The sequence below is a fragment of the Acinetobacter sp. 16 genome (genome assembly GCF_033439925.1).
In the GTDB taxonomy this organism is placed as follows: domain Bacteria; phylum Pseudomonadota; class Gammaproteobacteria; order Pseudomonadales; family Moraxellaceae; genus Acinetobacter; species Acinetobacter junii.
The window spans coordinates 1,633,861-1,655,746 of sequence record NZ_CP137746.1 but is presented as its reverse complement, the minus strand read 5'-3'; the positions used below and the strand labels follow the sequence as shown (position 1 = coordinate 1,655,746).

General features: G+C 37.8%; 19 protein-coding genes and 1 pseudogene. 14 read left to right on the top strand and 6 right to left on the bottom strand.

What is annotated here, in order from left to right; all coding sequences use genetic code 11:
* Positions 1 to 97: 97 nt before the first annotated feature.
* On the top strand, positions 98 to 1,360 hold the full coding sequence (locus R2H34_RS08155; RefSeq protein ID WP_004961559.1) for a mechanosensitive ion channel family protein: 1,263 nt from the start codon (positions 98 to 100) through the stop codon (positions 1,358 to 1,360).
* A gap of 88 nt (positions 1,361 to 1,448) precedes the next feature.
* Here R2H34_RS08155 and R2H34_RS08150 read toward each other — a convergent pair whose 3' ends face one another.
* The gene (locus R2H34_RS08150; RefSeq protein ID WP_005402717.1) at positions 1,449 to 1,643 is read right to left on the bottom strand and encodes a hypothetical protein; all 195 of its coding nucleotides are present in this window, start codon (positions 1,641 to 1,643) and stop codon (positions 1,449 to 1,451) included.
* Positions 1,644 to 1,914: 271 nt separating this feature from the next.
* On the opposite strand from R2H34_RS08150, the gene R2H34_RS08145 reads away from it, so the two are divergent.
* The 6 genes from R2H34_RS08145 (at position 1,915) to putP (ending at position 9,131) form a co-directional block, all read left to right on the top strand.
* The gene (locus tag R2H34_RS08145) at positions 1,915 to 2,850 is read left to right on the top strand and encodes a metal-dependent hydrolase (protein ID WP_075696425.1); all 936 of its coding nucleotides are present in this window, start codon (positions 1,915 to 1,917) and stop codon (positions 2,848 to 2,850) included.
* A gap of 222 nt (positions 2,851 to 3,072) precedes the next feature.
* On the top strand, positions 3,073 to 4,923 hold the full coding sequence (locus tag R2H34_RS08140; protein ID WP_075696424.1) for an ABC transporter ATP-binding protein: 1,851 nt from the start codon (positions 3,073 to 3,075) through the stop codon (positions 4,921 to 4,923).
* Positions 4,923 to 5,363: a MaoC family dehydratase gene (locus tag R2H34_RS08135; protein WP_075696423.1), complete on the top strand. Its 441-nt coding sequence runs from the start codon at positions 4,923 to 4,925 to the stop codon at positions 5,361 to 5,363. Before R2H34_RS08140 ends, R2H34_RS08135 begins: the two co-directional genes overlap by 1 nt.
* Positions 5,364 to 5,492: 129 nt before the next feature.
* Positions 5,493 to 6,518 carry an AraC family transcriptional regulator gene (locus R2H34_RS08130; RefSeq protein WP_318342548.1) on the top strand — a complete coding sequence of 342 codons (1,026 nt, stop codon included), beginning with the start codon at positions 5,493 to 5,495 and terminating at the stop codon, positions 6,516 to 6,518.
* A 96-nt stretch (positions 6,519 to 6,614) separates the two neighbouring features.
* Positions 6,615 to 6,989, top strand: coding sequence for a glycine cleavage system protein GcvH (gcvH, locus tag R2H34_RS08125; protein ID WP_004915409.1), 375 nt, complete (start codon positions 6,615 to 6,617; stop codon positions 6,987 to 6,989).
* A 645-nt stretch (positions 6,990 to 7,634) separates the two neighbouring features.
* On the top strand, positions 7,635 to 9,131 hold the full coding sequence (putP, locus tag R2H34_RS08120; RefSeq protein WP_004954704.1) for a sodium/proline symporter PutP: 1,497 nt from the start codon (positions 7,635 to 7,637) through the stop codon (positions 9,129 to 9,131).
* A 42-nt stretch (positions 9,132 to 9,173) separates the two neighbouring features.
* On the opposite strand, the gene R2H34_RS08115 is transcribed toward putP, so the two are convergent.
* Positions 9,174 to 9,665 carry an Lrp/AsnC ligand binding domain-containing protein gene (locus R2H34_RS08115; protein ID WP_004915403.1) on the bottom strand — a complete coding sequence of 164 codons (492 nt, stop codon included), beginning with the start codon at positions 9,663 to 9,665 and terminating at the stop codon, positions 9,174 to 9,176.
* Between the two features lie 120 nt (positions 9,666 to 9,785).
* Between R2H34_RS08115 and putA the strand changes: the two genes are divergently transcribed.
* The 3 genes from putA to R2H34_RS08100 all read left to right on the top strand — a co-directional run bounded on the left by putA (position 9,786) and on the right by R2H34_RS08100 (position 15,327).
* Entirely contained in the window at positions 9,786 to 13,550 is a 3,765-nt protein-coding gene (gene putA / locus R2H34_RS08110) for a trifunctional transcriptional regulator/proline dehydrogenase/L-glutamate gamma-semialdehyde dehydrogenase (RefSeq protein WP_087540710.1), read from the top strand.
* Between the two features lie 214 nt (positions 13,551 to 13,764).
* A complete protein-coding gene (gene trmA, locus R2H34_RS08105; RefSeq protein WP_129262646.1) occupies positions 13,765 to 14,850 on the top strand; it encodes a tRNA (uridine(54)-C5)-methyltransferase TrmA in 1,086 nt (361 codons plus the stop codon).
* Between the two features lie 249 nt (positions 14,851 to 15,099).
* Positions 15,100 to 15,327, top strand: a complete 228-nt coding sequence (locus R2H34_RS08100) for a hypothetical protein (RefSeq protein WP_004954718.1) — start codon at positions 15,100 to 15,102, stop codon at positions 15,325 to 15,327.
* Between the two features lie 41 nt (positions 15,328 to 15,368).
* On the opposite strand, the gene R2H34_RS08095 is transcribed toward R2H34_RS08100, so the two are convergent.
* Positions 15,369 to 16,130, bottom strand: coding sequence for a phosphodiester glycosidase family protein (locus tag R2H34_RS08095; protein WP_318342547.1), 762 nt, complete (start codon positions 16,128 to 16,130; stop codon positions 15,369 to 15,371).
* Positions 16,131 to 16,281: 151 nt separating this feature from the next.
* Here R2H34_RS08095 and R2H34_RS08090 point away from each other — a divergent pair, with 151 nt between their 5' ends.
* Positions 16,282 to 16,815, top strand: coding sequence for a lecithin retinol acyltransferase family protein (locus R2H34_RS08090; protein ID WP_004954724.1), 534 nt, complete (start codon positions 16,282 to 16,284; stop codon positions 16,813 to 16,815).
* Positions 16,816 to 16,866: 51 nt separating this feature from the next.
* Here R2H34_RS08090 and R2H34_RS08085 read toward each other — a convergent pair.
* Positions 16,867 to 17,322, bottom strand: a pseudogene (locus R2H34_RS08085) (nucleoside deaminase).
* 333 nt (positions 17,323 to 17,655) lie between these two features.
* Between R2H34_RS08085 and R2H34_RS08080 the strand changes: the two are divergent.
* Both R2H34_RS08080 and R2H34_RS08075 read left to right on the top strand, forming a co-directional pair.
* Complete coding sequence (locus tag R2H34_RS08080) at positions 17,656 to 17,913, top strand: YjhX family toxin (protein WP_151723305.1); 258 nt, start codon at positions 17,656 to 17,658, stop codon at positions 17,911 to 17,913.
* Positions 17,914 to 17,991: 78 nt separating this feature from the next.
* Positions 17,992 to 18,498: a GNAT family N-acetyltransferase gene (locus tag R2H34_RS08075; protein WP_087540714.1), complete on the top strand. Its 507-nt coding sequence runs from the start codon at positions 17,992 to 17,994 to the stop codon at positions 18,496 to 18,498.
* 81 nt (positions 18,499 to 18,579) lie between these two features.
* Here the strand turns inward: R2H34_RS08075 and R2H34_RS08070 are convergent, their stop codons facing one another.
* Positions 18,580 to 19,158, bottom strand: a complete 579-nt coding sequence (locus R2H34_RS08070) for a YceI family protein (protein WP_004915385.1) — start codon at positions 19,156 to 19,158, stop codon at positions 18,580 to 18,582.
* 227 nt (positions 19,159 to 19,385) lie between these two features.
* Here R2H34_RS08070 and R2H34_RS08065 point away from each other — a divergent pair, with 227 nt between their 5' ends.
* On the top strand, positions 19,386 to 19,793 hold the full coding sequence (locus R2H34_RS08065; protein WP_087540716.1) for an OsmC family protein: 408 nt from the start codon (positions 19,386 to 19,388) through the stop codon (positions 19,791 to 19,793).
* A gap of 54 nt (positions 19,794 to 19,847) precedes the next feature.
* Here R2H34_RS08065 and tkt read toward each other — a convergent pair whose 3' ends face one another.
* Positions 19,848 to 21,836, bottom strand: coding sequence for a transketolase (tkt, locus tag R2H34_RS08060; RefSeq protein ID WP_004961512.1), 1,989 nt, complete (start codon positions 21,834 to 21,836; stop codon positions 19,848 to 19,850).
* Between the last annotated feature and the right edge of the window lie 50 nt (positions 21,837 to 21,886).

The window sequence follows — 21,886 nt, the reverse complement described above, 5'->3', positions numbered from 1 at the left end:
ACACCTTACAGTTCGTATATAAACTGTCAGCAAATTATCAGAATTCAATTCAACACCTTACAATTCTCGCATTAAAGAATTTTAAGGTGTTTTTATTTTGAATTATTTTAATTTTATTAGCGATATTCGAACTGAATTGAGCCAATACCCTTGGCTAGAAATGTTAGTCGCTTTATCAATTCTGATTTTCTTTGCCGCTTTGGCAAACTTTATTGCTAAAAGAATTATCGTTCGTGGTATTAGACATTTAATCACCAAATTAAAATCACCAAATCAATCAATCTTTGCGCAACACAGTATTACTCGTCGCTTTGCAAATATCGTCCCTGCTATTGTGATTATGAATGGTATTACGACCATTCCGCATCTCCCAGCCAAAGTGATTACATTTGTACAAATGGGTGCTCAGGCATTTATTTTCCTGACTCTAGCCTTAACGGTTAGTGAAGCACTCAATATTTTTAACTTACTTTATCAACGTAACCCAAAATCCAGAAACAAACCCATCAAAGGTTATCTTCAACTCATCAAGTTAATCCTATTTGTCGTTTGTGGTCTGATGATCCTAGGCACCTTCCTTAAAAAAGATGTATTTACTTTATTGGCTGGATTTGGTGCGATGGCAGCGGTGTTAATGTTGGTTTTCCAAAACACGATTCTGTCGTTAGTTGCAAGTATTCAAATATCTTCTTATGACATGGTACGCATTGGTGACTGGATAGAAATGCCATCACTAAACGCTGATGGTGACGTAATTGATATGTCATTACATACTGTGACGGTACAAAACTTTGATAAGACATTTACAACCATCCCAACCAACAAACTTGTGACTGATACATTTAGAAACTGGCGCGGGATGAGTAACTCGGGTTGTCGTCGCATAAAGCGTTCGATTTTTCTTGATCAAAGCACTGTTCACTTTATGACAGATACAGAACAACAGAAGTTAAAAGAGTTTTTATTATTAGATCAATATTTAGATGCAAAACAGTCTGAAATTGATGAGTTTAACAAACAACTCAGCAATCAATCGCAATACAACAAGCGACGTTTGACAAATGTTGGTACATTTAGAGCATATGTTGAATTTTACTTACGTCAACATCAAGGTATCGCACAGCATCAAACTATTCTGGTGCGTCAGTTACAACCTACAAGCGAAGGACTACCTTTAGAAATTTATGCATTCACCAATACAATTGCATGGGCTTCTTATGAGGCAATCCAATCTGATATTTTTGATCACTTAATTGCAATTATCCCAGAGTTTGGACTGAGAATTTATCAAGCTCCATCAGGACATGATTTTCAAGCTTTGAATCATCAAAATACTAATAACGTTGAGCAAATAATTTAAGGTGCCCATATAAAAATAGCCTGAAAGGTGTAGTAACTATATCTCTCGGGCTATTAAGTATTTTAAAGTCAGTTTAAGCTCTTTTAAACTAAGACAAATTTAACTCTTCATCTTTAGTAAGCGTAATTGCTGTGAGCATAGGTATACCTAAAATTACAGGAACGACAATAATCCATAAATCCGTAACGATTTTCTCGGAAAAGAAAAAGTGAATTGAAAGTGCTGTAATAATTAAGACTGAAAATAAAACAGCGACAAATCGAACCGTAAACTTTAACAACATATTCTTTATCCTATTCAGTTTTTGTATTTCACTCTCAGTATATACCCCTCTGATGAATAAATTTTGGTTTTTATCGCATAGTTTTAATAAAACAAAAGTTAGATTCAATAAAATCTTGATTTTGAGTTGATCCATCTCCTTGGCTGCCTATTTTTATTATTAGACACTAGAAAATGATGCTTATTCGTCCTCAAAGCACATGGAATGCAACTTGATGCAATGCTAAAAATGATGCATCAAAATAATTCGTAATTTCATTTGGGTGACATATATGATTTTAGAAAGCCACCAAATCAAAGCTAGAAAAGTGCATTTCGACTTCTCAGAATCTTCAGTGTGCTGGATGAAAAACGATCCACTTTGTTCTCATGTGGCAAATGGAATCAACATGCTTTTACCTGCTGGTGAATTTTGGTTTTGTCGCGTATTTAATAAAACCCTCCCTCTGATAACAGATGAAAAATTAAAAGAAGATGTTATTGGATTTATTCGCCAAGAAACTACCCATGCTCGCGCTCATGAAAATGTACAAGATTTTTTACGGGAGAATGGCTACGACGTTCAAGATCAACTAAATCGTGCCCACTTCTTATTTAATATACTTTTAGGTGATAAGCCTTTGGGACTTCCAATACTTAGAAATAAAGCGCTTGAAGAATATTGGTTATTATTCCGTGTCGGTATTATCGCTGCGATTGAACATTTCACTGGAACTATTGGTCAATGGACACTAGAAAGTAAGTCTTGGGATTCAGCAGACCCAGCGATGGCTGATTTGTTTCGTTGGCATCTAGCTGAAGAAGTAGAACATCGTTGTGTAGCCTATGATTTATTTGAGCATCTTGTAAAAAATAAATTTGGCTTCTATCTATCTCGTCAAGCGATCATGATGGTGATCTTTCCTCTGTTCATTTATCTACTTGCTGATTTTGCCCGTGGTTTAGCAACTCAAGATTTAGAGAATGAGAAAATGCAAAAGCTCGTTCGCCAAAGTTTCTTTAATTTCATTCGCGAGTTTGAAAAAACTGCAACTCAGACAGACCATCTTCCTACAATTAAATATTTGTGGAAAGCAACGCTACGCTGGGTTTCGCCAAAGTTTAATCCTGTCGATGAAGGCAATACGGAACAAGCATTGGCATATATGGCTCAATCTCCTGCCGTCAAGTTCTTTGAGCAACAAGACCATCGCTCAAAAGTCAGTTAAGATTTAAGTTTAGATCAAAACAAAAAAGATAATTTAAAGTAGACTTTAAATTATCTTTCCTCACTTGCAATGGTAAATTTAGTTTCACTTAATTACGGGCTATAATTTTATCAATTTTTACCATTGGTTATCATTTTTACCTTTTGTGATTTTCTATACATTTTTTCTGATATGCTACAGGTTGAAGTTAAGTTAGTACTTTGGGCCAAGGGGAAAGTTTAGATGTTGCAATGGTTTGAGAAATTAGTTGATCCTTATCCAACAAAAGACTTAAACAAACCATTACCAACCACTTTTTTTGCTTTTGTTTGGCAAGCCACTGAGGGCGTTCGACCTTTTTTATTTTTACTGATTTTATGTGCTGCAGCTGCTGCTTGTTTTGAAGCTTTATTTTTTTCATATATCGGAAAACTAGTTGATTGGCTCAGTAAAAGTCAACCTGATACCTTTATAGCAACGAATCAACAGAATCTGACTATCCTTATTAGCATTTTATTTGCGAATATATTTTTTGTAAGTATTCAATCAATTATTAAACATCAGGTGTTATTTAGTAATTTCCCAATGCGTATGCGTTGGCGCTTTCACAATTTACTCTTACAACAAAGTTTAGATTTCTTCCATACGGATTTTGCAGGTCGACTCTCTGCCAAAGTTATGCAAACAGCTTTAGCTGTGCGTGAATTTTGGATGATTTTAGGCGACATGTTGGTCTATGTACTTATCTATTTCATTACGATTAGTCTTGTACTTGGCTCAATTTCGCCTGTACTTATTGTTCCATTACTTTTATGGTTGGCATTGTTTATCGGTATCGCGAGCTACTTTATTCCTCGACTAGGTCGCGTCTCTCAAGAGCAAGCCGATGCACGAGCTGTGATGACAGGACGTGTTACTGATGCATACACCAATATTCAAACAGTGAAATTGTTTGCACATGCTGGTCGTGAAAGCCAATATGCAAAAGAATCCATGAAAGAATTCATGGTGACTGTTTATAAGCAAATGCGATTGGCTGTCAAATATCAAATCTGTATTCGTCTTCTTAGCGCATTTCTCTTTATTAGTGTTATTGGTACATCTGTTTGGCTTTGGACCGAAGGCCAAGCTGCACTAGGCGTAATCGCGGCCACAACCGCAATGGTACTTAAACTTGATAGCTTAGCTGAGTTTATCATGTGGCATGTCACCATGCTTTTTGAGAATGTAGGTACGATTCAAGATGGTATGAAAACCCTAGGTAAGCCAATCGAGATTCAAGACAAACCTGATGCCACTGAACTCAAAGTCCCTCATGGTGAAATTAGTTTTGAAAATGTCAGTTTTGCTTATAACGACAAAAACGTTATTGATCACTTTAATCTAACCATCAAACCTGGTGAGAAAATTGGCATTGTAGGTCGATCAGGAGCAGGAAAATCAACGTTAATCCAACTGCTTCTACATTTTTATTCGATTCATCAGGGTCGTATTCTTATCGATGGTCAAGATATCCATCAAGTGACTCAAGATAGTCTCCGTGCAAATATCGCACTGGTCACCCAAGACACCTCTCTACTACATCGCACTGTTGCGGAAAATATTAAATATGGTCGACCAAACGCTACCCTTGATGAAGTATATCAAGCAGTTAAAAAAGCAAAGGCTGATGAGTTTATTCCTCAACTAAGTGATCAAAAAGGTCGTGTAGGCTTCGATGCATATGTGGGTGAACGTGGTGTCAAACTATCAGGTGGACAACGCCAACGTATTGCAATATCGAGAGTTTTCCTCAAAGATGCCCCTATTTTAATACTTGATGAAGCAACCAGCGCTTTAGATTCTGAAGTTGAAGCCGCAATTCAAAGCAGTTTAAATGACTTGATGGTAGGCAAAACGGTTATTGCAATTGCACACCGATTATCTACTATTGCACAAATGGATCGTCTCATTGTTCTTGATCAAGGCAAAATTGTCGAGCAAGGCACACATGAGCAACTCATTGCAAATGATGGCTTGTATGCCCAACTATGGAAACGTCAAACAGGCGGTTTTCTTGTTGAGCAACGAGTAACTCAGCAGGATAAAGAATAATGTTGTATTTAGAAGATTTGAAAGTTGGAGATCGTTTCATCAGTCGTGAGTATGAAATGACACTTGAAGAAGTTAAACAGTTTGCAAGTCAATACGACCCTCAACCCTTTCATCTCGATGAACAAGCAGCAGCTCAACATCCAATTTTTCAAGGCTTAGCTGCAAGTGGTTGGCATACATCAGCCGTAACGATGCGTCTTTGGACTGAGTGTTTCCCTATTGCAGGCGGTTTACTGGGTTCAGAGTCAAGTTTACGTTGGCCAAGGCCAACACGGGTTGGCGATAAAATCCATGTGGAAGTTGAAATTACTGCAATTGTGCCATCAAAAACTAAAAATGATCGTGGTATCGTCAGCTACGTAACACAGGCTTTGAACCAACACGGTGATGTGTTATTAATATCTAATACCAAAATTATGGTTTTTAGAAAACCTTCTTGATTTTTGAACATTTGGTGACTCTCTTGTCCAACAATTTTTATGATTCAATCTTTTATTTCATGCAAATATGTTCGAGACCTAGATGTTTAAAAGATATGGGCAAAAATTGATGAGCGCCACGGAAAGCACATGAAAACAACCTCAACTCGTCAAGATCAAGGAATACCAGGCGTTTACGGCTTATTGCTATTAGATGTCGTTTCACGTTGGGGATACAACGATGAAACTTTATTTGCTCCATTTCATTTCACTAACGAACTTCTAGCAGATCCTAACTATAGAATTCCAACACCTGTAGCAAACGAATTAGTAAAACATGCATTACGCCTGACAGGTGAAAGTACACTTGGCTTTCACTTAGGCACACAGATGCGTATTTCAATTCACGGTTTTATTGGCTATGCCATTATGACCGCACATGAAATTACTGATGCGATAGCCCTTGCGAGTCGTTTCATCCAATTACGCTTACCTTTTTTACAACTTTATTTCTCGACTTTTGGTCCCAAAGCCACCCTACAACTGCAATGTGATATTGATGTAGAGCCACTCAGAACGGAGATTATTCTAGGGCTGACGATTGGCATCATGACCATGGCAAAGGCATTAACTGGTATTGAAGATCTTCAAAGTGAAGTGGATCTAGATTTTCCAGAACCCGAAGGTTTTGATAAATATAAAGACAAGTTGAATAGTACGATCCGTTTTAACCAGCCACATTTAATATCGAGTTTTGATAAAAAATATCTTGGTTTAAAAATGGTGAATGCTGATCCAATCGCAAGCCAAATCGCAATTAACCAATGTGAATCTGAATTATCAGCATTGGGTGAGCGTCGTCGTCTAGCGATGCGTGTTCGTGATATTTTAACCAATTCTGAGCAACACTATTTAAGTATTGAGAGTGTTGCAGAACGCCTTCATATGTCTGACCGTACCCTCAAACGACAATTGGCTGCTGAAGGAACATCTTTTTCAACACTAGTCGATGAAGTTCGATATCGTCATGCGACTTCACTACTCTCCCGAACAGATTATAGTTTGGAACAAATTGCAGATGAATTAGGTTATTCTGACGTTGCCAACTTCAGTCGTGCATTCAAACGTTGGAGTGGACGTAGTCCGAGTAATTGGCGTAAAGACCCATATTTGTAATATTTTCAGTGCATCATTTATTGATGCTTTTGTTTTTATTGAAAAACCTGTATAAAGCCAAACAAAAATGATGAGACAGATTTTTAAGGAGTTGTCATGAATCATCCAGAAGATTTGAAATATGCGCGCACGCATGAATGGGTAAGAATCGAGGGTGACCTTGTTGTTACAGGTATTACTGATCATGCTCAAGATGAGTTAGGTGATTTAGTATATGTAGAAACTCCAGAAGTTGGCAGCCAAGTTACGGCTACTGAACAAGCTGGTATTGTTGAATCTGTAAAAACAGCTTCTGACATCCATGCTCCTATTTCAGGAACTGTGGTTGAAGTAAATACTGCACTTGAAGATGATCCTGACTTTGTCAATGAAGAGCCATATGGAAAAGGTTGGATATACAAAATCAAACCAGACAATATGGCTGATGTTGAAAAATTACTTTCAAATACAGAGTATGAATCAGGTTTGTAATTTTCGATTCTATTTTAAAAAACCCAGTGTTTGATCACTGGGTTTTTTATTAGATAAATATAAAAAGTTTGATATGGCTAAGCCCTTTTACTAAAGCTAACAATTGATGAATAAATATCGTTCTAAAATAACTATAAATAGCTAAGCTATCACAAGCAAAACCATGATGTTTAGCATCTAAAACTTTATAAAAACTTATGCATAAGCATTTTGATTATCTTAAAAACTCAGAATATTAGTCATAAACCTTAATTTTCAGTTCAAAATATAAGCATTTTGAGATAATAAACTGCAAAACTTGGACTCAAATTAGCCACTAAAGCCGATGCTTCTCGTATATTTTTTTAATTTTAAAAGTAAATGTTTCAGATTTGTAACAGATATGAATATTTTGAATATTTTTCACCCAAATAAAATACATTTGTTATGATAAAAAAGTCTAATTTATTTAATAAAGAAATTAAGATTCATACACTTAATTTAAATTACACAAACAATACAATTTAGATACATAATTATAACAGTTTTTTAAAAATCATTCGTGATTGAATCTGTGACCTTATCAGTCTTATTAGAATAGTAAATCATTTTTGGCTATTCAGATGTGATTGCAAAATTATGGATATGTAAGGACAAGCATCCATTATGAATTTTTCAAATCCCACCGTTGTTGTGTTCGTAGTATATATTCTTGCCATGCTCGGTATAGGTTTATACGCCTATTTCTCCACCAAAAACCTAGATGATTATATTCTCGGAGGACGTAGTCTAGGTAGTTTTGTCACCGCTTTATCTGCTGGTGCATCGGATATGAGTGGTTGGTTACTCATGGGTTTACCTGGTGCCATTTACTTGACTGGATTATCAGAATCATGGATTGCGATCGGGCTAATCATCGGTGCATGGCTTAACTGGTATTTGGTTGCTGGACGTCTACGCGTTCATACCGAAGTACAGAATAATGCACTAACATTACCAGATTATTTCACTGGTCGTTTTGATGATCAGAAGAAAATTTTGCGTGTCACATCTGCGTTGATCATTCTGGTTTTCTTTGCAATTTACTGTGCTTCAGGCATGGTTGCTGGTGCTCGATTGTTTGAAACACTATTCCATATGCCTTATGAAACTGCCTTATGGTTAGGTGCTTTTGCAACAATTGGCTATGTGTGTGTTGGTGGCTTCTTAGCAATCAGCTGGACGGATACTTTCCAAGCAGGTTTAATGATCTTCGCTTTATTGCTTCTTCCAATTGTGACATACATGTCATTAGGAATTGGCGCAGAAGAATTTACTGCTTTGGTAGAAACTGCTCGCCCACATGCTTACGACTTTGTCTCGAATCTAAGTTTTGTTGCGATCCTCTCAGCAGCAGCATGGGGCTTAGGCTATTTTGGTCAACCTCACATTCTTGTACGCTTCATGGCAGCTGACTCAGTAAAATCTATTCCAGCAGCTCGTCGCATCGGTATGACTTGGATGATTCTATGTTTAGCTGGTGCTGTTGGTTCAGGTTTCGTTGGTATCGCTTACTTCCAGCAACACCCAGAACTTGCTGCCGCGGTAGCAGGTAACCATGAAACAGTATTCATGGAACTCACAAAAATCTTATTCAACCCTTGGGTTGTAGGTGTAATCTTAGCTGCAATTCTATCTGCAATTATGAGTACGCTAAGTTGTCAGTTACTAGTATGTTCAAGTGCTTTGACTGAAGATTTATACAAAGGCTTTATCCGTAAAAATGCGTCTCAAAAAGAACTCGTTTGGATTGGTCGTGCAATGGTACTTGCAGTTGCATTACTTGCGCTGGTGTTAGCTCAAAACCCTGACAGTAAAGTTTTAGGTTTGGTTGCTTATGCTTGGGCTGGTTTCGGTGCAGCATTCGGTCCTTTGATTATTCTTTCATTGTTCTGGAAGCGTATGACATTGAACGGTGCACTTGTGGGTATGGTTGTCGGTGCAGTTACCGTGATTGTTTGGAAAAACTTCTTCGGTGAAACAGGCATCTACGAGATTATTCCAGGTTTCGCATTCGCATTTGTCAGCATCGTGGTTGTAAGTTTGCTTGGTAAAGCACCAAATGCAAATGTTACTAGCCGCTTTGAACAAGCTGAAGAAATCTATGCTAGAGACATGAAATAATTCTTCAAAAATTTAAGGGGCTTTAAAGCCCCTTTTTTTGATTCAAAATTTTGTCCTCGATTTGATTTTTATCTTCGAGCTATCCTTCACAACCTGCATCACGGGATAACTCCGTGTTTCTTTGACACCAGGTAACTGCCACAAAATCTGCCCTGCAATGCGACGAAACTCCTCCATCCCGGCACTGCGCAATTTGATTAGAAAATCAAAGCCTCCACTCACCATATGGCATTCCACGATTTCAGGGTATTGCGTTACTGCATCAATAAAATCATCAAGTACGTTTGGGGTCGTTTTATCTAACAGTACCTCAACAAATACTAAAAAATTCGCATTAAGCTTCGCTGGATTAAGCTTTGCTTCATAGCCTAGAATAAATTCATCCTTTGTAAGCTTCTGCACACGAGCCATGACGGCTGTGGGAGATAGGTTCACTAATTCAGCTAATTTGCTGTTAGAAATTCTTCCATCTGTTTGAAGAATATCCAGAATTTTTAGATCTGTTCGATCTAATGTAGAAATAGGGCCATTCAACTGAATTTTCCTCTAAAAAATGGACTAAATATAGTGAGTTACTCGGGTTTTATTCTGTAATCATAAATTATCTAAACCTCTCTACTCAATATGTTCTAGAGATTGTTATTGGAATTTAGTATGAATACTTTGGATACTCCCGCACAAATGGACACAGCTCACAACGATGGTGGTTATATCACCGAATTTAAAGAAAAAAGTGAGTTTGAGCAACGCATTAATACAGCTTGGCGACGTGCTGAACCTGAAGCTGTCGCTGAACTTGCTGAAGCTGCAAATATCTCTCCAGATCTCGATCAAAAAATTTATGAACTTGCATTCGATCTAGCGAACAATCTACGTGAACGCAAAAGTTCTGCTGGTAAAGCAGGTATCGTGCAAGGTTTACTTCAAGAGTTCTCACTTTCTTCTCAAGAAGGTGTGGCACTCATGTGTTTAGCAGAAGCATTGCTTCGTATTCCAGATACTGCGACACGTGATCTTTTGATTCGTGACAAAATCAATCAAGGCAACTGGAAAGAGCACGTAGGTCAAAGTAGCCTCATGTTCGTAAACGCTGCTGCTTGGGGTTTGATGTTAACTGGAAAGTTAATGGAAACTCCAAAACAAACAAGTTTATCGAGTGTATTAACGGGCTTATTGGCACGTAGTGGTCGCGGTATTATTCGTAAAGCGGTTGACGTCGCTATGCGTATGATGGGTGAACAGTTTGTTACTGGTGAAACTATTGAAGAAGCACTTGAACATGCTAAGCCACTTGAACATAAAGGTTTCCGTTACTCTTATGACATGTTAGGTGAAGCTGCACTCACAGATCACGATGCTGAACGCTATTACAACGACTATACCCAAGCGATTCATGCGATTGGTAAAGCATCTAATGGTCGTGGCGTATATGATGGTCCTGGTATTTCTATCAAGCTTTCAGCATTGCATCCTCGTTACCAACGCTCGCAAATCAGTCGTGTTCACCATGAACTTTATAACAAAGTTTTCGAACTCGCATGTTTAGCTAAGCATTATGATATTGGTTTAAACATCGATGCTGAAGAATCAGAACGTTTAGAAATTTCTTTGGAAATGTTAGAGCGTCTATGCTTCGAACCTAAACTTGCAAACTGGAAAGGCATTGGCTTTGTTATCCAAGCCTACCAAAAGCGTTGTTTCTTCGTTGTCGATTACATCATTGATCTTGCAAAACGCAGCAACAAACGTCTCATGATTCGCCTAGTGAAAGGTGCATATTGGGATAGTGAAATCAAAAAAGCTCAAATTGAAGGTATGACTGACTACCCTGTGTTCACACGTAAAGTACATACAGATTTGTCATATATTGCTTGTGCGAAGAAACTTCTTGCTGCACCTGATCAAGTGTATCCGCAATTTGCAACACACAATGCACAGTCACTTGCAACGATCTACAATCTAGCTGATCCAAGCAAATACTATCCTGGTCAATATGAATTCCAATGCTTGCATGGCATGGGTGAACCACTTTATGAACAAGTTGTGGGTTCAAAAGAAGACGGTAAACTTGGTATTCCATGTCGCGTGTATGCGCCAGTTGGTAATCATGAAACCCTATTGGCTTACTTAGTTCGTCGTTTACTTGAAAATGGTGCAAACACTTCATTTGTAAACCGCATTGCAGACAAAACATTAAAAGTAGATGATTTAATTCAATCACCTATTAAAGATATTCAAACTGCTGCAAAAGAAGAAGGTCAGCTTGGTTTAAAACATCCTGCTATTCCTCTTCCGCATGATTTATATCCGTTGCGTCCAAACTCAAATGGTTTCGATTTAAACAACGACACACCGCTTGCAGACTTAGATGCTACAGCCCAAAAACTTCGTAATCACGTCTGGAAAAGTGCGCCATTACTTGGATTTGAATCAACAGTCCATGATCAAAGTAATGCTCTTGCAATTACAAACCCTGCACAAAATAGTGAAATCGTAGGCTATGTAAACGAGGCAACTAGCGCTGATGTACAAATTGCACTAGAAGCAGCTGTACAAGCAGAGCAAAGTTGGGCTGCGACAAACAAAACTGAACGAGCAGCTTGCTTAAAACGCGCTGCGGATTTGATGGAAGCTCGCATCAAAGAATTGATGGTATTACTTTGCCGTGAAAGTGGTAAAACCTATGCCAATGCGATTGCAGAAGTGCGTGAAGCAGTAGACTTCTTACGTTACTACGCAACTCAAATTGAAAACTTACCTGCAAATGCACAAGTGAAGCCATTAGGTACAGTTTTATGTATCAGCCCATGGAACTTCCCTCTTGCGATTTTCTCGGGTCAGATTGCAGCTGCGTTAGTAAGCGGCAACTGTGTGATTGCAAAACCAGCTGAGCAAACTCCATTGATTGCAGCTCAAGCAGTTCAAATGCTTTGGGAAGCTGGTGTACCACGTGGTGCGGTTCAACTTTTACCTGGTCGCGGTGAAACAGTTGGCGCGCAATTGAGCCAAGATGATCGTATCCAAGGCATCATGTTTACAGGTTCTACAGAAGTTGCAAAAATCTTGCAAAAAACTGTGGCAAAACGCTTATCTCCGAATGGTCAACCAATTCCGTTAATCGCGGAAACAGGTGGTCAAAATGCCATGATCGTTGATTCATCTGCATTAACCGAACAAGTCGTATTGGATGTGGTAAGTTCTGCATTTGATAGTGCAGGTCAACGTTGTTCTGCTCTTCGTATCTTATGTGTTCAAGAAGATAGTGCTGCAACAGTTGTGAAAATGTTGAAAGGTGCAATGAAACAGTTGATCGTAGGTAATCCTGCTATCTTAAAAACTGATATTGGACCAGTAATTGATACTGAAGCAAAACAAACCATTGATAATCACATTCAAAAGATGAAATCAAAGGGCTACCCTGTTCATCAATTGATGTTTAACGATGCTGTAAGCCAACAAGCACTTGCTCAAGGCACATTTGTTCCACCAACTGCGATCGAATTACCAAACCTTGATGATTTAGAGCGTGAAGTATTTGGTCCTGTATTGCATATCATCACATATAAGTATGGTGAACTTGAGCAATTGATCGATCGCATCAATGCAAAAGGTTACGGCTTAACGATGGGTCTACACACACGTATTGATGAAACGATTAATACTGTCATTCAACGCGCAGAAGTAGGCAACTTATATATCAACCGTAATATCGTTGGTGCAGTTGTTGGCGTGCAACCATTTGGTGGTGAAGGCTTATCTGGTACAGGTCCTAAAGCAGGCGGTCCATTATATATGTATCGTTTGATGGAACATTGTTCTGAAAAAGTCTTAGCAACACCATTTGCTGTTAAATCAGAAGTTTCAACATTTGAAGCAGTTTCAAATGTTGCTTACCAAAACTTATTAAATTGGGCTAAGCAAAATATGCCTCAAGCAATTCCAACGATTCCTGCATTTGGCGTTGGTAAATTCTATGAGTTGCAAGGTCCTACTGGTGAAAGTAACCAATACATTATCTTACCTCGTCATCGTGTGCTTTCTATCGCAAATGATGAAGCGAGCCAGTTACAGCAGTTACTAGCGATTTTCGCAGTAAGCAGTACTGCTGCTGTTACTAAAGATAATGCTTTCTTGGCTAAGCATCAGAAATCTTTACCAAAAGATGTGTTAGCAGCAATTAAAGTGATTTCAGACATCGAAAAAGATGCTTTTGATGCTGTTTTACATCATGGTTCAGTTGAACAATTAACTGAACTGCAAACGAAAATTGCGAACCGTTCTGGAGCAATCGTGGGCATTACTCATCTCAAGACAGATGAGCAGATTCCTCTAGAACGTCTAGTCATTGAGCGAGCTATTAGTGTAAATACCGCTGCTGCCGGCGGTAATGCGAGTTTAATGACTTTATCTGAAGACTAATTTAAGTCTTCAAATCTCCCAGCCCGAACCATGTTCTACATGGTTCGGGTTTTTATTTTCTAATTTTAAGACAAATGGTTTTTACAAAAATTTCCACACCATCATGTAATGAAACCAATTCGTTTAAATCAGGGATAATCATAATTTCCCTGCACCTTTTACTGCTTTTTTTGATACCATTCCCCTTTAGTTTTTACCTACAGTTTTCTTTTTTATGACCGTATCTTACCAACAGCAACTTCAAGAGAAAGTTGAACGAATCACCGCACAATTTGCACCGTTCAATCCCCCTGCTTTAGAAGTATTTCAATCACCTGAGCAACATTTTCGTATGCGTGCAGAATTCCGTATTTGGCACACTGAAGATGATTTGTTTTATGCCATGTTTGAACGTGCTGAAGATGGTAAGCAAAAAACTGTTATTCGTATCGATGATTTCCCGATTGCTGATATCAGTATCAATAATTTAATGCCACTACTACTAGAAGAATTAAAAGCAACTCCGATTCTTTCGCAACGTATTTTTGAAGCAGATTTCCTATCCACTTTAAGTGGCGAAATGTTGGTAACGCTGATTTACCATCGCCGTTTGGATGCAGAATGGGAAAGTGCAGCAAAAGCACTTGCTGATAAATTAAATATTAAAATTATGGGACGTAGCCGCGGTCAAAAGGTCATTATTGGAGATGATTACGTTGTTGAGCAACTTAATGTTCATGGACGTACTTTCAAATACAAACAAATTGAAAGCAGCTTTACCCAGCCTAATGCTCAAGTCTGCCAACATATGCTTGAATGGGCTTGTGATGCTGCGGAAGGTGCTCAAAAAGATTTACTAGAACTGTATTGCGGTAATGGTAACTTTACTCTACCACTGTCTCTGAAATTTAAACGCGTTCTTGCAACTGAACTTGCTAAATCATCAGTTCATGCAGCGCAATGGAATATTGAGCAGAATCAAATTGATAATATTCAAGTAGCACGTTTATCAGCTGAAGAATTTACCCAAGCATATCAAGGTGAACGTACATTTAGACGTTTATTAGAAGCTGAAATTGATATTCAAAGCTATGACTTTGACACTGTATTTGTTGATCCACCACGCGCAGGCATTGATGACGAAACGCTCAAGCTGTTACAAGGTTTTGAACGTATTATCTACATATCTTGCAACCCAGACACGCTACACGATAACTTAAAAATATTGACACAAACACACCGCATTCAGAAGTTTGCTATGTTTGATCAATTCCCTTTTACGCATCATGTTGAGTCTGGTGTATTACTTGAAAAAATTTAAACAAACTATTTCAATGTAAGCATTTTTAATAGAGAGTTTTTATAACTCTCTATTTTTCATTTGAGTTTTTTATAAAAAAACTTTGAAATATCAACGGTCAAGTCATTAAGTTGTCATAATTTCGTTAATAACATTAAAAATCATCGAAAAAATTGAAGTTCAACTGCTGCTTTTATCACTTATGCTGACTTGTATTTTATTTTAAAGTGACTATATTTCGATCTATGTTAGGTTGTATATGAAGGCTCTATGAGTTTTTGGCAAAAATTGTTGAATGCTGATCAACAATATAACGAACACAAGAATCAAACCTCTTGTGTTGAAAATGATTGCTCTTGCAAATCAAATGAACAACTTCTTGAGGCTTTAGTAAAAGCTACAGATGAAGATGTGATTAAAGGCATCAAAAAAGTCCTGATTTCTCGTGGTTATAGTCGTAAAGAATTACTTGCGATGATCAACCCACCAATCCAATAAAAATAATACCCTAATCTTTTCTGAACGAGAGGATTAGGGTTCTATAACTTACAATTCATTTGATGTGTTAATCCAACAATTGGTCCCAAATTATATTTTCTATCATTACGTTGAATGTCTTTTAAATACAAGCTAGAAATCGATCCATCTAAATACAAAGCTTCATCTACTCTCAACTGCTGTTTAAAGAACTTTGCAAACTGATAAAAATTTATACGCTGTTCTGAAATCACGAAATATAAATGATCATCCCGTACCCCAACACCATTACGAATTTTTAAAGAATTTGAATCCTTTATAAATTGAGAATTTATTAGTCCTTTATGCACCAACATTGGTCCTGATTGTGTCGCGAAATTTGCTGTAAAGTTTGCTCTCTTATAGTCTGCTGTTGAATGAATGACAGCACCATGATCATTCCACGCTACGACACCATTTGGTTGCATAAAAAAATTACCAAAACCAGCTGATTCATTTAATTCAGAAAGCTTTTTCTTTTTTTCTATATACAACCCCACAGGCTCAAAGTTGGGATGATATATCCCAGCATTCATCGCAAAACGTAATTCTTTACATGCAGCTAAGTCGCTTTGAATATTCGAAAACTTTTGATAGAAATCACCTGTTCGAGGATTTTTTAAAAATAATTGCAAATCCTTTAAGTCATCGACCTTTATCACTTCAAATTGAACATCCTCGAATTTCATACTTTGATATTCAAATGCAAAAACTGTGGTAGCTTGAAATACCATACTTGATAGTAATAGACATCGATTCAACAACAATTTCAAATTCCTCAACATCACAAAAGCACCTACTTTAGAATATAACCTCAATTTAGATGACAGATACAAACTCAACACATATTCACATGATTGATTGATGAAATATGCTCGATAGATTCATCTTTTTTCACTAAAATAGCTAGGTAAAATGCAATATTCTTGAATAGGCATGCAGCAAAAACATCAACGTTTTTATCTTGGCGCTCATCTCATCGTCAAACACTTTGGTTATAGCCATCATGGCATCTATGCAGGTCGTGGAAGAGTTATTCACTACTCAGGCTTTGCACATATTTTCAAAAAACATCCTATTGAAATAACGACACTAGAGCGTTTTGCTCGTGATAAGCCTATTCATATTCGTTATTATGAATCACCGAAATATAAAGCTAAGGCTGTTGTACGTCGCATGCGATCACGTATGCATGAAAATCACTACCATTTGATTATCAATAATTGTGAACACCTTTGCACATGGGCGATTACAGGTATTGAATCCAGTACGCAAGTTGAAAGGATGCAACGGCGTATTGCTACGATTGGTTATGTTAGCTCTTTAATGAGTTATATGAATAGCCTGATGCTTACAATTGCAACAGCCTGCTTTGCGATCGTTTTATACATAAAAATCATGATTCGCCGTCAAGCGAAAAAATCTCTTCCCGCATACTTACTTTTAAAAGAAAAGCATGCAAAAAAGTAACATAGATTTTCAATAAGTTACTAATCTAAAAGTAACTCTTCGCAATCCAATCTACTGTTGTCTTTGCCAAATTGCATACAAATCTGAGCAGTGATTCGATTTTAATTGAGTAAACTCTAAACCCTCTTGAAACTGAGGTTCAACTCTCAATAATTCGGCAATTTTCGCAGTTCATAAACCAAATGGTTCAGCATCCGTATTGGAGAATGCAAAAAATACTTTTGAAATACCAGCCATTCTTATTGCAGCTAGACACATTGGACAAGGTTACCCACTTGCATAAACCGTACAATCTTCTAAATTTGGAGTAGATAATAAACGACCTGCTTCTCGTAATGCGAGCAGTTCAGCATGTGCTGTCGGATCATTCGTCAACTTAATCTGATTTATACCTGTTGAAATGATCTCATTATTTTTTACAACCAAAGCAGCAAATGGTCGACCGCCTCGTTTTACATTTTCTAGTGCTAAATCGACGGCCTGCTGTATGAATTTCTGATTATCCATCCTATCCTACCTTGAAAATAATATTTGTGCTGTACATACAAATATTAGAAATACAGCGATACTTGCATCTTAAGTTAATCATAAATATAAGGCTATACACCTTAACTCTCGCACCCAAAATACAGTATATTTCACATAATATTTTACTTTTTATATCACAAGCTATATATTGATTAGCAAATTTCATATCCAATCTACATCGAGGATTTTATGTTGGAGATAGCAGTAATCTGATAACCATATTTCAATAAAAATTTGAAATGGGTTATCAACGCGAATTTTCAGGCTTCATGCCTATCTTTGCTTTTGATTACTTAATATCTGGATTCCAACATGAACCTATCCAAGTCTGAACAAAGGACTTTACACGTCTTAGCAAAAGGCGGAAAAATCGTAAAACTCAAAAATGAATCAGGACAAATCATTGCTGTAGAATGTTATAGCCGTGAAGGTTTTGTATTATCTGATTGCTCACTCGATGTTTTTCGAAAACTTAAAAAGAAAAGATTGATCAAATCACAGGAAGGTCAACCCTATCAAATCAATTTGAATGGGCTTAGAAACGTACGGCCTCAACTCGATAATCAATAAACATCCTTAATCATCATCTGATGAAGCAATAACATGATTTTGCTTCATCAGTGATTTAAAAAGTACTAGGTAACTAAAATGAACATTCAAATCCGTAATGAACAGAACACTGACATCCAAGCCATTTTTGATTTAACACAATCAGCATTCTCACAAGTTGAATATTCAAGCCACACTGAACAATTCTTTGTAAATGCGCTGAGAGAAAACAATCAGTTAACCCTTTCTTTAATCGCTGAAATTAACAATCAAGTTGTTGGGCATATTGCCTTTTCACCCGTCTCTATTTCAGATGGTGCGACAGATTGGTATGGTTTAGGTCCTATTTCAGTTCTACCAGAATATCAAGCAAATGGTATAGGCTCTCAACTTATCAAAGAAGGTTTGAATAAGATCAAGGTACTGAATGCAAAAGGATGCGTATTACTCGGCGATCCTAATTATTATGGAAAATTTGGCTTTAAGGCTGATGCTAGATTGATCCTAGAAGATGTTCCAGCAGACTATTTTCAAATTCTTGCTTTTACCGACCACATACCAAGTGGTTGTGTCACTTATTCAGAAGCATTTAATGCTACCACATAGTCATTTTCTCTAGATAATGAGCAAATAAAAAAGCTCACGGCTATTGAGCGTGAGCTTTTTTGAAGTTTGAGTACTTCGATATTACTTAGCAGCAGTTGCTTCAGTTGTAATATTTACAGTGATCTTATCACCTACATTCGGAACATAGTTTCCGATACCAAATGCAGAACGATCAAATGAAGTCGTTGCATTAAATCCAATTGCAGGTACTTTTGCCATTGGATGCTCACCTTGTTTATTCAGCACAGCATCTAAAACCACAGGCTTTGTCACACCTTTAACGGTTAAATCACCCGTAATTTTGAAGTGTTTCTTGTCTTTAGTTTCTACTTTAGTACTTTTAAAAGTGATATTCGGATACTTAGCTGCGTTAAACCAAGCTTCTTCTTGGAACTCTTTATCCAAAGCAGGAACATTTGTATTCACACTGCTGATTGGAATAATCACATCTACAGAAGAGTTTGATGGTTTAGCATTATCAACTTTAATCACGCCTTGAATATCAGTGAAATTCGCGCTCGGAGTTGAAAAACCAAAGTGATTCCAGCTAAACACTGTTGCTGTATGTGTTGGATCAATTTTATAGTCCACAGGCGCAGCTAAAGTTACAGAACTTGCGATGGCAACGGCTAAACCTAAGCTTAATGTTTTAAATTGCATTTTTCGTATCCTTGTTTGATATAGTGATTAGTGTATACATCAAGTATTTTTATTCATTATTCTTTATAAAACGATATGTTTCATCAGTGCAACAATAAAAGGGTTACAGCGTGTATTAAACTCAATATGATTATACAGATTCGATACTAGACAATTGGATAGTTCATTCGTATTCTCGATTGATCTATGATTTTTTTAATTTAAAAAGATTCACAACAAGGTAAATCATGACTTATTCTACCCAAGCACTCAGCACATCAACTCCCTATCGCGTTACACTGACGAACTCTTCTGGGCACACTTGGTATTCTGATGAACCTGCAGATAAAGGCGGTCAAGATACTGCACCAAATCCAATACAATTATTATTATCTGCTCTGGGCGCGTGTACGACGATCACCTTAGAAATGTACGCCAATCACAAAGGAATTAAACTTGAACAAGTTCAAGTAGATCTTTCATTGAATCCAAATGGTCAACCAGAGTCTGCTCAAAACAACATTGAGCGTAAGATTGTGCTTAAAGGTGAATTTACCGAAGATCAGCACAAACGTCTGTTAAAGGTAGCAGAAAGCTGCCCTGTTCATAAATTTTTGACGTCGAATATTTCAATTCAAACTGAACTTAGCATTTAATTTCATTCACAAAAAAAGCGCCCTATTCAGGACGCTTTTTAACTCTTAATTCAATTAAGCAGTCAATTCTTTAACAGCAGCGACAACTGCTTCCGTCGTGATACCAAAGAATTGGAACAAATCTTTCGCTGGTGCAGATTCGCCATAAGTGGTCATACCAATCACTTTGCCATCTAAACCAACAAATTTCCACCAGTAATCCACATGGGCAGCTTCAACTGCTACACGTCCACGGATATGTGCTGGTAATACCTCTTCACGGTAAGCAGCATCTTGCTTCATGAATTCTTCAGCACATGGCATAGACACAACACGCACACCTTCAAGCTGCGCATATGCTTCCATCGCCAATGAAACTTCTGAACCAGTCGCAATGATGATTGCTTTCAACTCGCCTTTTTCTTCAGCAAGTACATAACCACCTTTTGCAACGTTTTGAATTTGAGCTTCATTACGTGCTTGGAATGGCAAGTTTTGACGAGAGAAGATTAATGCTGTTGGACCTTCTTTACGCTGAAGAGCAGATTTCCAAGAAACAGCCGCTTCAACCGTATCACATGGACGCCATGTATTTAAATTAGGCGTACCACGTAATGATGCAATTTGCTCAATTGGCTGATGTGTTGGACCATCTTCACCTAAACCGATTGAATCATGTGTATATACATGAATCACGCGTTGCTTCATTAATGCAGACATACGTACCGCATTACGCGCATACTCCATAAACATTAAGAATGTTGCAACGTAAGGAACAAAACCACCGTGTAAAGCTACACCGTTTGCAATTGCGGTCATACCGAATTCACGAACGCCGTAATAAACGTAGTTACCCGCAGGATTATCTTGTACGCCTTGGCAACCTTTCCAAAGTGTTAAGTTAGAACCAGCCAAGTCAGCCGAACCACCTAATAATTCAGGCAGTAATGGACCAAACGCTTGTAACGTATTTTGGCTTGCTTTACGAGTTGCAATTGTTTCAGCTTTTGCATTTGTTTCAGCGATGAATGCATCGGCTTGTGCAGCAAATTCTGCAGGTAAGTCACCGTTGATGCGACGTAACAATTCAGCTGCTTCAGTTGGATATTTTGCTTGGTATTGTGCAAACAATTCATTCCAAGCGGCTTCAGAAGTTTGACCCTTAGCTTTTGCATCCCAAGCTGCATACACATCTTCTGGAATAACAAACGCTTCTTCTTTCCAACCTAATGCTTCACGTGTTAAAGCGATTTCGTCTTTACCAAGTGGAGCGCCGTGGCAATCTTCTTTACCTTGCTTATTTGGAGAACCTAAACCAATAATCGTTTTACAGATAATGATCGTTGGTTTATTGCTTTCAGCTTTCGCTTCAACAGTTGCTTGACGAATCGCATCAGCGTCATGCCCGTCTACACGAAGCACTTGCCAGCCATAAGCTTTGAAACGTTGCTCAGTATCATCACTAAACCAACCTTCTACTTCACCATCAATTGAAATCCCGTTGTCATCGTAGTAAGCAATCAACTTACCAAGACCTAAAGTACCTGCAAGTGAACATACTTCGTGCGAAATACCTTCCATCAAGCAGCCATCACCAAGGAAACAGTACGTGAAGTGATCAACAACATCTAAACCGTCTTTGTTGAACTGAGCAGCTAACGTTTTTTCAGCTAAAGCAAAACCTACTGCATTCGCAATACCCTGACCTAATGGGCCAGTTGTTGTTTCAATACCTGGTGCATAGCCATATTCAGGATGACCAGGAGTTTTAGAGTGTAATTGGCGGAATTGTTTTAAATCTTCAATAGACAAATCATAACCAGTCAAATGCAATAATGCATATTGCAACATTGAGCCATGACCATTAGACAATACAAAACGGTCACGGTTCGCCCATTGTGGGTTTGTTGGGTTATGATTTAAAAATTCGCGCCAAACTACGTCAGCGATATCTGCCATCCCCATTGGAGCACCAGGATGCCCTGAGTTTGCTTGTTGCACAGCATCCATAGCCAAGACACGAATTGCATTTGCAATACGACGTTCATTTAAAGGGGTTGTCATAAGTCAGAATCCGATTAAATCAATAAGATGAGAGAAGATGAGAAATCATC